Consider the following 10,904-nt stretch of genomic DNA (forward strand, 5'->3'; position numbering starts at 1 on the left):
CTTGCTAGACAACAATCATGCTTTCGCTAAGATGTATAATTCTTATTTACTCATTTCCATTACGCTTACTAACGAAGTTTTATTAAATAGGTAATGACTTAACAAAATATTGAGAGGTAATAACACACTCTCTTTTAACAAACGGACAGGTAATAATTCAATAATAGGTATTTTAAACAGCATATTCAGCCAAATTGGGGTTAAAAAAAGACTAATGGAAAGTGCAATGAGTAATTGAGCTGTAATATTTCGTTTAAGCGTGATGTCTTTTTTATAAAAAAAGCAGCCATAAATAAACGGAATTAAAAAAGCATTTAATGTAAATCCGGGGAAAAACATTGCCTTGGGAAAAATCATCATCCCAATTAGGTCACCAGCCACTCCCCCTAACCCGGCCAACCAAGGTCCAAATAGATGCCCCATCAACATTAATGGAAGAAATGAAAAACTGATTCTAATAAATGAATTTTCAATTGCAAAAAAACGAGTAATAATAACCTCTACTGCAATTAACACACCCAATAAAGCAATATCTTTCGTATGAATTTTTAGAACATGTTTTTGTTTCAAAAGATTCTTTCCCTCCTTTTATTCTTTGTGCGCTTGGCACCTTGATGAGTTATTTGATTCGTAAATAATTCCATCAAATTTCTTAGTTCTACTAAAAGTTAACATCCTTCTACACCCCTGTCAAACCCCGTTAAATCAAGCTTTTTAGAGTGTTTTAGTTGTTTTTTCGACTATCTAATTTACCTCTACAATTGCTACTAGTTGGCTGGAGTAAATTCATTTGACACTTATTTGACTCAGAAATTTTATACTATTAGGCGTCGGTGTTCGACAACTTGAATTTAGCAATAAATATGGACTGATCAACACTTAATTTAAAGTACTTGGTCTTTTTTTATGGCTAAAAAGCAGATGCCCTTAAAAAAGGAGTTTAACTTGATAAATACATATTGAAATCTATCCTATGAAATAAGACACTATTTTTTACTTATTTTGATTCAAAAAATGGGAATTTGACGTTTAATAGATTTGTATAATTCATTTTTGACTATCAAATTTTATCAAAAACCAATTGTTTATTCATCTAATTTTAATCTAGAAAGAGAGGCTATGTACCTATGTCGAATAATATCTTACTACTAGACTTTGGCAGCACTTATACAAAAGCAAATTTGATTGACTTAAAAAATGAGGTGGTCCAGAGTCAAGCTATTGTTAAAACTAGTATTAAAACAGACTTGATGGATAGTTACCAGGAAGTTACAAAGATAATAAAAACGAATCTTGGTGTTAAGACACTGACAATTGACAAAACATTTGTTTGTTCTTCAGCATTTGGAGGATTTAAGATGGTTGCGATTGGTTTGACTCACAGCCTAACTGCTTCAGCTGCAAAAAAAGCCGCTTTAGGGGCAGGAACTAGAATATTAAAAACCTACGCCTATGACTTAACTTCAAACGATGTTGACGAAATCAATAAGTTGGAGCCCGATGTGATTTTGTTAACTGGTGGAACAGACGGAGGAAACAGTCACTTCATTTTAAACTGCGTTTCTCAGTTGGTAGAATTAGAAAAAGATATTCCCGTAATTGTTGCAGGAAATAACCAAGTAGTCCCTTCAATTAAACGCCTTTTCCCACCTGATAAAACCTACTATATTACTGAAAATGTGATGCCTAAAATTAATCTACTAAAAACAGACGAGATTCGGAAGATTCTTCGACAAATATTTTTTGAAAAAATAATTTACGCCAAAGGATTAGAACGAGTGGCAGAACTAACCGATTATCCTATCATCCCAACCCCCACAGCTGTATTGTCTGCAGCAAATTTACTTTCTAAAGGAACAAAAAAAGTAACTGGTCTTGGCGATTTAGTCGTGATTGATGTCGGTGGGGCAACAACGGACATTCACTCTATTTCTGAAAGCGTTTCAGGGAAGCAAGAAGTTATCTATGAAGGCTTGGAAGAACCTTTATTAAAAAGAACAGTTGAAGGTGATTTAGGTATGCGTTATTCAGCCATCAGTTTATATGAAGCAGCGACTACAGCACTTTTTAACCACTACTCACTAAAAAAATTAGACGATAAAACAATTGTGTCTTCTTGTGAAAGACGAGTGACTAATCCAGAATTTATTCCTACTTCTTCAAATGAGAAAAACTTTGATACTGTTATGGCAAAAATAGCTATTGATCTCGCAATAGAGCGACATGCAGGGAAGTTGAGACGACATCAAACAGCAACTCATGATTCTTTTTATCAAGCCGGAAAAGACCTTAGATATATTGCTGCACTAATTGGTACAGGTGGTGTTATTATCAATAATTCTGATCCTAAATATCTCCTCCATTCTTCCCTACAAAAAGAGGAAGAAACCTTAAGACCAATTAATCCCATCTTTTATTCGGATAGCTCCTACCTCTTATCAACTCTTGGTCTTTTAGGAGAGCATTACCCAGATATTGCCTTAAGAATAATGAAAAGAGAGCTCCGCACACTTTAAAAAAATGGACAAAAAAGACTTAGGACAAAAAAATTTTTTGATCATCCTAAGTCTTTTCAATTTTTAATTCTTTACTTTCAAATTTCTTTTCATAATAATTTACAGTAACCAACGAGTTCCACTTAAGTGTAAGTCTGCAATAGCAATGATTCCTCATCAACTCTTGGTTAACTCTTCTTCTAGAAATGTCCGTTTCAACAAATTAGTCTCTAATTTATTCCGATTAGGGCTAAGGTATTCTAGTGCTTTTTGATAATAATACCCCTCATCCTGATCTAGCAATTCATACAACTTATGGTCGTGATGATTTTCTCGAACCAACTGACGTTTAATCATGGCAGCAGCAAAACAAAAAGTACCTATATCTTTAGGGTTAGAAAAACGTTCCATATATTTTTTTGAACTAATTAAATATACAAACACAGCTTGATAGTTCCCCTGATAAAGGTTAATTAATGACATATAAGCATCCAGTTGCGGACGTTTCCATAAGGATGAAAATTTATCATAAATAGCATACGCTTCATTAAAAACAACTTTTGCCTTTTCATATTTTTTTTCTGCAAACAATATAATCCCCATGTTGATATAAAAAACTGACAAACTAGAGTAAGCAGCTTTATTCTCACATAAATCAATCGCTCGCTGCTGCAGTTCAATGGCTTCATCATATTTTTCTTCAATACTACGAATCTCCGCTAAATAGTCGTATGCAGCAGCGATATTCACACTATACTTCTCTTTGATTGATTCAGTAATTGTAAAAGTATTGATTGACTCATGAAATTGTTTTTCTGCTAAAGAAAGCTTACCCGTCATTAAATAATTGACCCCTTTTAAGCGCAACAAAATACCGATTGATTCATGGTTATTACTACTAATTGCTTCATTTAAAGCTAACTCAATATAGTCATACATCTCCTTACTAGCATCAATCTGAATATAATAGTTAATCATCTGCTTATATCCCTCTAGTAAGAAATAGCTTTCCTTCATTTCTTTTGCCATTTTAATTACATTTTGAATATCAATTACACCTTGTTCATATTTTCCTTGTTTAATAAAAAAACGACCTTCAAGATTATAAAATCTCATCAGTAATAAACGGTAGTCTTGATCGCTATGATAGTCTGCTTCTAACTCCGCCAATTTTAATCGAATTTTATCAAATTCTTCGATAGCTCCTTTTTTCCACTCACTTCTTTTTACTGTTATCTGATCATTAGAGTAGGTATTGACCGGGAACAATTCATGGTAAAACTTGAAATAGCTTTGCAAATAGCGTAATTGAAAATCAAGTGATTTTAGCCATTCCCTTGCTTCTTCATAATGATACGCAATTTTCGCAAAAATTAAGTAGTCATTATGTTCAGTAATTTTTGATTTTTCCAAAAGATAAGCAATTTCTTTATTTAATAAGCGTTTTTTGGAAGCAATTTGGTTCATATAAACAAACTCTCTCAGACGACTATGGCTAAATGAAAGCACTACTTCATCATTCATTAAATTTTCTACTAAAATACCCTTATTTAATAATTTTTCAACACCATTAACTAATTCTAATGCTTGAATGTTAACAATTTCAGTTAATAATTGAATGGAAACATAGTCATAAAAATAAGAAACAACTTCAACAATTTGAGTTTCTTGTTCAGACAAATGAATAAAACGATCTCTTAAAGCATCTTGCATGCGTAAATTCATTAGATCAAGTTTATCATCATTTCGAATCATATTAATATATTCTGTTAAAAAGAAAAAATTTCCTTCTGTCAAAGTATACAGCTCTATAATTTTGGTCTCGGAAACCGTTTGAGCAGCCAATTCATATTCACAAAACAATCTAGTTTCATCAAAATTCAAAGGTAGCAACTTGACTTCTGTTAACAATTCATAAGAATTAATTGTCGTTAGAAAATGATCAACGCTTAAACTAGCCTCCTCACGTTGAGTAAAAATAAATATCGCTTCTTTATTTTTCAAATGTAATAAAACACTGGTCAATAGCTGAAAACTCATCTCATCAAGCCATTGAATATCTTCGAAGACAATGACTAGCTTTTGAGATTGACTAATTTTTCTAATCGCTTCGATTAGGACTTGCGATAAAATATTCAAGTCAATGTATTTTTGGTCTTCAAAAGCTGAATTTCCTTGAATAAAATCATCCATAGTTGGAAAAAAACGGTTGATTGTAGCTTGCCAATAATCTGGCTTATTTAGTTTAAAGTCTTCAAACAAGTGTGAAATTTGATTAATAATTTTACGCCAAGGTCTTAAATCGTAAGAACTTTCTACTTCGTAACACTGTGTTTCTAAAATATGAAACCGATTCTGTACATTGTCTAATACGCGATTTACTAAGCTAGTCTTGCCACAACCAACTTCTCCTTTGACAAGAATTGAATAACACTGATCATCATGATAAAAACTACTAAAGTTTGTCTCCAAGATTTTTATTTCTTCTAAGCGGCCAAAGAAACGGGTTGTAAAGCGACTATTTGCAACTTGTGTCTGTTGGTTAACAATCATCACAGAGCGTTCAAAAATAATTCTACTCTCCTTGCTGGGACCAATTCCTAATTCAGTGTTCAAAGTATCAGCTAATTCATAATAGACTTCAATCACTTTTTCATGGCGTTCTATTTCTTGATAATAATTCATTAACAACTGATAATTTCGTTCATCGTATTCATCAATACTGATAAGTTGATGCAAATTTTTTTCAACATCCTCGTACTGCTGGGCTTGGATATCCTGAGAAACTTTACGGTAACACTCATTTATAAATTTTTTTTCGAAAAAATTACGCATTTTAATCATCCATAAATCAAATTCTTCAGAATCCTTCAAAAAAAAGCCTTTTAGAAAAGAATCTTGATAGAGAGATAAATTTTCAAGAGGATTATCTTTAAAAATTTCTACATCACTAGAGATTGGTAGGTTTTCGTTTAACATCAACAGCACTTTGTTAGGTGAACATATATAATCATTCCCCAACATTTTGTTGGCTTGATAAATTGTGTTTCGTAAATTTTTCTTAGCATTTTTTTCATTCATCTCTGGCCATAATAATCCTGCAACTTCATCTCGACTAACTGTCTTATTCACAATTAAATAATAGAGCAACGCATTAATTTTTGAGAAAGAAAAAAGTATCGTTTCACCATTCAATAAAATTTTAGGGGTTCCAAATAATTGCCCGTAAACAGCCCCATCCATTACTTCACCTTCCTTCAGATAGTCTTCACAACCACTTAAATATTAACACGAAAATAAGAACCTTTATAACAGTTTTACAGTATATTGTCATTCTAATATAAAACGCTTCCAAAAAGAAGTACCTTTTTAAGGTTTTAACAACTAAAATTGAACGCTCATCATTTATTGCAGCTCTATGTCAAAACTAATTATAATCGAACAAAATCTTTTACTACTTGCTCTCCATTTTTATAAACATCCATCACAAGATTAGTAGCAAAAAAGTAGAGCGGATAGTCTACGTTAGTCGCATCAAAAATCGTAATATCTGCTTGTTTCCCTTGATCTAAACTACCAATTTTTTCTCCTCTTCCAACGGCGTAGGCTGCATTAATTGTCACGGCATTGAACACTTGAATAGGGGTTAAAAACATTTTAAAACAACCCAGTTGCATGATAAACTGAATATTAGCTGTTGGACAACTACCTGGATTACTATCGGTTGAAAGCGTAATAGCCATTCCTGCTTCTAACATTTTTTTGGCTGGTGCATAGGTATCCGCCATCAAGCTAAATGTTGTGCCTGGAAGTAAATTACCGATCACATGTGCCTTACTCATTTTCTCGATTCCTTCATCAGTTGCCGCCATTAAATGCTCAGCTGTTAGAGTCTGAAGCTCAGCTGCTACATCCACACCGCCAATAGAATCAATTTCATCAGCATGAATTCTTAACTTAAACCCTAGTTCTTTTGCTGCAGTAAGCAATTTACGGGATTGTTCTGCTGTAAAAACACCCGTTTCGCAAAAAATATCACAAAATTCAGCTAAGTTTTCTACTTTCACTTTAGGCAGCATTTCATCAATAATTAACTGGATAAAAGCATCTGGATTTTCCTGATATTCTTTCGGTATAGCGTGGGCAGCCATAAATGTTGACACTAATTCTATCGGATGATTTTCATTTAATGCTTTGGTTACCTCCAACTGTCTTTTTTCAGTTTCCCAATACAAACCATAGCCACTTTTTGCTTCAACGGTTGTCACACCATACACAAGCATTTTGTCTAATAAACGTTTGGTCTTATCAAAGAGGACGGAAAAACTCGATTCTCTCGTCGCTTTAACGGTACTTAGTATCCCTCCCCCTTCTTTTAAAATATCTAAGTAACTGACACCATTTAACTTTTTAGCAAACTCTCCTTCTCTACTACCTCCATATACAAGGTGAGTATGACAATCAATTAAACCTGGTGAAGCTAGTTTGCCTGAATAATCAATTATTTCCGTGTAGCCATTGATTAACTTTTGATCCGGATTACCACTACCAACCTCAAGAATTTTTCCATCTTTTATTGCAATATATCCGTCTTCAATAATCAACGCCTCTGACATTTCTTCTCCTCTTAACGGCCGTCCTTTATCAATAGGACTGAAAATCTGACTAAAATTCACTAAAATTTTATCTGCAAACATCTTATCACCTTTTCCCTCTTTTTTATTCTCTTCATTATAAGGTTGTTCGGTCAAATTTCCGTCTAAATTAGACGCTTACTAGTTTTTACTAAGATATTTCGTAAAATTCATTTTATAGACACTCCATTGACTATGCCAAGCTAAAATGAATTTATCACATTTACCTTCACTATATCACAAACGATGGCTACGATTAGAAAAACAAGCATAAGGATTGTAAAAAAACACGAATAATAAGGAGGAACAAAAATGATTAGCAATGTTGAAATTGGGAATGCGATGACCATTAAGCTTGATGACGTATTACCAGAAATGCCAAAATTTCAAGAAGGAATTAGACGGGCGCCAGACAGAGGGTTTCGCCTAACCAAGGCGCAAGCCACATTAGCTTTAAAAAATGCTTTACGATACATTCCAGAAAAATACCATGAGCAAGTGATTCCAGAATTTTTAAACGAATTAAAGACACGCGGTCGAATTTACGGTTATCGTTGGTATCCTAAAGAGCGAATCTATGGGAAACCAATCGAAGAGTATAAAGGAAAATGCGTGGCTGCAAAAGCCATGCAAGTTATGATTGACAATAACTTAGATTTTGATGTGGCTTTATATCCCTATGAATTAGTAACTTACGGTGAAACTGGACAACTTTGCTCTAACTGGATGCAATATCACTTAATTAAACGTTATCTAGAGGAAATGACTGATGAACAAACACTAGTGGTTGAATCAGGACACCCTTTAGGCCTGTTTCAATCGAAGAAAGATGCGCCTAGAGTTATTATTACAAACGGCTTACTTATCGGTGAATACGATAACATTGAAGACTGGGAAATTGCTGAACAAATGGGGGTAACTAATTATGGGCAAATGACTGCAGGAGGCTGGATGTATATCGGTCCACAAGGCATCGTTCATGGAACTTTTAACACGTTATTAAATGCTGGACGTTTGAAATTGGGCATACCTGACGAAGGCGATTTGACTGGCAAGTTATTTGTGACTTCTGGATTAGGTGGAATGAGCGGCGCTCAAGGAAAAGCCGGAGAAATTGCTAAATCTGTTTCGATTGTTGCTGAAGTTGATTTATCTAGAATTGACACTCGCTTAGAACAAGGGTGGATCAGTAACTTAGCAAAAACACCTGAAGAAGCTGTAACAATTGCTCAAAAATATTTAAACAACAAGGAAGCAACCTCCATTGCCTATCATGGAAATATTGTCGACTTATTAGAATACATGGATCAACAGAATATTCCTATTGATTTATTATCAGATCAAACTTCTTGTCATAATGTTTATGAAGGCGGTTATTGCCCGGTCGGAATCACATTCGAAGAAAGAACCGAACTATTAGCAAACGATCAAACAAAATTTAGACAACTTATTGATCAAACCTTAGCTCGTCATTTCAACGTGATTAAATCACTTACAGCAAAAGGAACCTATTTCTTTGACTACGGTAACTCATTCATGAAAGCAATATATGATTCAGGTATTAAAGAGATTTCAAAAAATGGTATAGATGATAAGGATGGCTTCATTTGGCCATCTTATGTGGAAGACATCATGGGCCCTATGCTTTTTGACTACGGCTATGGTCCGTTCCGTTGGGTTTGTTTAAGTGGGAAACACGAAGATTTGATGGCAACAGACCGTGCAGCAATGGAGGCAATTGATCCAACTCGTCGTTATCAAGATCGTGACAACTATAACTGGATTCGAGATGCAGAAAAAAACCAACTGGTCGTAGGAACAGAAGCTAGAATTCTTTATCAAGATGCAACGGGTCGTGTTAATATTGCGTTAAAATTCAATCAATTGATTCGTGAAGGAAAAATTGGACCCGTTATGCTAGGACGAGACCATCATGATGTTTCAGGAACAGATTCACCCTTTAGAGAAACCTCCAATATTAAAGATGGCAGTAACGTAACTGCCGATATGGCTACTCAATGTTTTGCTGGAAATGCGGCTCGTGGCATGAGTTTGATTGCTCTCCATAATGGCGGCGGAGTCGGAATCGGCAAGTCAATCAATGGTGGGTTTGGAATGGTTTTAGACGGCAGTGAATTGTGCGATGAGATTATTAAATCAGCGATTTCTTGGGATACAATGGGGGGCGTTGCACGAAGAAACTGGGCTAGAAACGAACATGCAATTGAAACATCTATTGAACATAACGATAGGAATGCTGGAAAAGATCATATTACGATTCCATATCTTGCAAATGAACAAAAAGTAGCCTCAGCAATTTCAGAATTGTTTAAATAGAGGCAAAAAAAATATTATTGATTTATTTCTAAACGAAGAGGATGAAACAAAACTGATTTTTAGTTTTGTTTCATCCTCTAAATTCGAATTAACGGTGGTCAAAAGTCTGGGTCTTAGGAAATTCCCCGCAAAGCACTCAATTAAAGCGTATTGTACGCTTTGCGGTCTGATTTCTCGCCTCAAAACGACTTCTGTCTCAACCTTCTTTTGGTAATGATCCTAAAAGTCATATATCTTTTTCCAACTTCTACTTTTTACAGCTGATTACTAATCTTCTCAATATTTTTTAAAGTGATTGATACTGTCCCATCTGGATTATTAACAAATTCAATTAAATCACCATTTCGATATACATCAATCGGTACAATCAATTCGATTCCATTGCTCATTTTTAATTTTTGTTTCCCAAATTTTTTCTCAGAAATTTCTCTAGCTTCACGAATTGGTGGTGTTTTGTCAACAAATTTTGATTCATTTACTTCTTCTTGATAAGCCATTCGAGCAGAGATATTCTCTTTGAAAACTTGTTCAGCTATTTGTTCATTATCAATAGTCCCTGTTTCTTCAATACTTTCATAAACAGCTTCTTTTACTGAAGCAATTAATTCAAATTCATCTTCATTGAATTTTTTACCAATGCGTTTTACAGCTTTTTTGATTTCCTTCATATTCTCTTCAATTGAAGGAGCTGGTTCTGATTCAATTACTTTTTCAGAAAAATACCAGACTTTTTCACCAGAAAATTCATATCTTTTTTCTAATAACTCGTAAGCCATTGTATCTAAATTAACTGTGATTCCTTCATCTGGTTTCTGAGACTTAGAAGGCAAAATCGCTCTATTGATAATTAGCTTATTGTAAACAGCTTCTTCTACATAGTCAACATAATGAGTATAGTTTTCTTTAAAATTCAATTTAATCATAGCTAAATGCATCACAGTATCTAACTCATAGAGAACAAAAATTACATCCGCACTAGGAGCATCTTCGCTTCCTGAATAAACATCGTACCAATGCTGAGCAACTTCTTTACTTTTCCCAATAAAATCAGAAGGAATTCCGCGCATTTTCTCAACAAATTGACTATGCTCTGCTAAAATTCCTGTTTTAGTTTGTGCTGTTGACAATTTGGTAATTTTACTAGTCAAATAGGTACGGATATGCTCAGTTGTTAAATCAAGTTCTTTTTCTGAAAAAACAGGTGTCCCTGTTTCACGGTCAATAATATGCAAAATTGCATTTTTTAAATAAATGTCCATTTACTCGTCTCCCTTTTTCTAAACCCTATTTAGTCTACATGAAAATCGAAAAAAAATCCAAGACTTTTTTGTTTTTTAGTAATTTGATTTGTCAAATTAAGCTGGACAAATGCTTATCATTTACGTAACTCAAAAATACCTCTAATGGTGTCTGATACTTTAATGATTTTCTTGGTATA

6 protein-coding genes are annotated in these 10,904 nt (G+C 33.9%); 2 read left to right on the forward strand and 4 right to left on the reverse strand.

Annotated elements, in window-relative coordinates; translation table 11 throughout:
• Positions 1-42 precede the first annotated feature (42 nt).
• Entirely contained in the window at positions 43-570 is a 528-nt protein-coding gene (locus tag BCR26_RS07710) for a folate family ECF transporter S component (protein WP_069698403.1), read from the reverse strand.
• Positions 571-1,127: 557 nt separating this feature from the next.
• Here BCR26_RS07710 and glmL point away from each other — a divergent pair.
• The gene (gene glmL / locus BCR26_RS07715) at positions 1,128-2,516 is read left to right on the forward strand and encodes a methylaspartate mutase accessory protein GlmL (RefSeq protein ID WP_069698404.1); all 1,389 of its coding nucleotides are present in this window, start codon (positions 1,128-1,130) and stop codon (positions 2,514-2,516) included.
• 156 nt (positions 2,517-2,672) lie between these two features.
• Here glmL and BCR26_RS07720 read toward each other — a convergent pair whose 3' ends face one another.
• Together BCR26_RS07720 and hutI are read right to left on the reverse strand one after the other, a co-directional pair.
• A complete protein-coding gene (locus BCR26_RS07720; protein ID WP_069698405.1) occupies positions 2,673-5,738 on the reverse strand; it encodes an ATP-binding protein in 3,066 nt (1,021 codons plus the stop codon).
• 188 nt (positions 5,739-5,926) lie between these two features.
• Positions 5,927-7,192, reverse strand: coding sequence for an imidazolonepropionase (hutI, locus tag BCR26_RS07725; RefSeq protein WP_069698410.1), 1,266 nt, complete (start codon positions 7,190-7,192; stop codon positions 5,927-5,929).
• A gap of 249 nt (positions 7,193-7,441) precedes the next feature.
• Here hutI and BCR26_RS07730 point away from each other — a divergent pair, with 249 nt between their 5' ends.
• Complete coding sequence (locus BCR26_RS07730; RefSeq protein WP_069698406.1) at positions 7,442-9,466, forward strand: urocanate hydratase; 2,025 nt, start codon at positions 7,442-7,444, stop codon at positions 9,464-9,466.
• Between the two features lie 254 nt (positions 9,467-9,720).
• Here BCR26_RS07730 and BCR26_RS07735 read toward each other — a convergent pair whose 3' ends face one another.
• Positions 9,721-10,725 (reverse strand): nucleoid-associated protein, encoded by a 1,005-nt coding sequence (locus BCR26_RS07735; protein ID WP_069698407.1) that lies wholly within the window; start codon positions 10,723-10,725, stop codon positions 9,721-9,723.
• Between the last annotated feature and the right edge of the window lie 179 nt (positions 10,726-10,904).

The sequence above is a fragment of the Enterococcus rivorum genome (genome assembly GCF_001742285.1).
GTDB lineage: Bacteria > Bacillota > Bacilli > Lactobacillales > Enterococcaceae > Enterococcus_L > Enterococcus_L rivorum.

Excerpts from the sequence above, each read along its gene's own strand:
- glmL (WP_069698404.1), top strand. The coding sequence starts at position 1,128 with ATGTCGAATAATATCTTACTACTAGACTTTGGCAGCACTTATACAAAA.
- BCR26_RS07720 (WP_069698405.1), bottom strand. The coding sequence starts at position 5,738 with ATGGATGGGGCTGTTTACGGGCAATTATTTGGAACCCCTAAAATTTTA.
- hutI (WP_069698410.1), bottom strand. The coding sequence starts at position 7,192 with ATGTTTGCAGATAAAATTTTAGTGAATTTTAGTCAGATTTTCAGTCCT.
- BCR26_RS07730 (WP_069698406.1), top strand. The coding sequence starts at position 7,442 with ATGATTAGCAATGTTGAAATTGGGAATGCGATGACCATTAAGCTTGAT.
- BCR26_RS07735 (WP_069698407.1), bottom strand. The coding sequence starts at position 10,725 with ATGGACATTTATTTAAAAAATGCAATTTTGCATATTATTGACCGTGAA.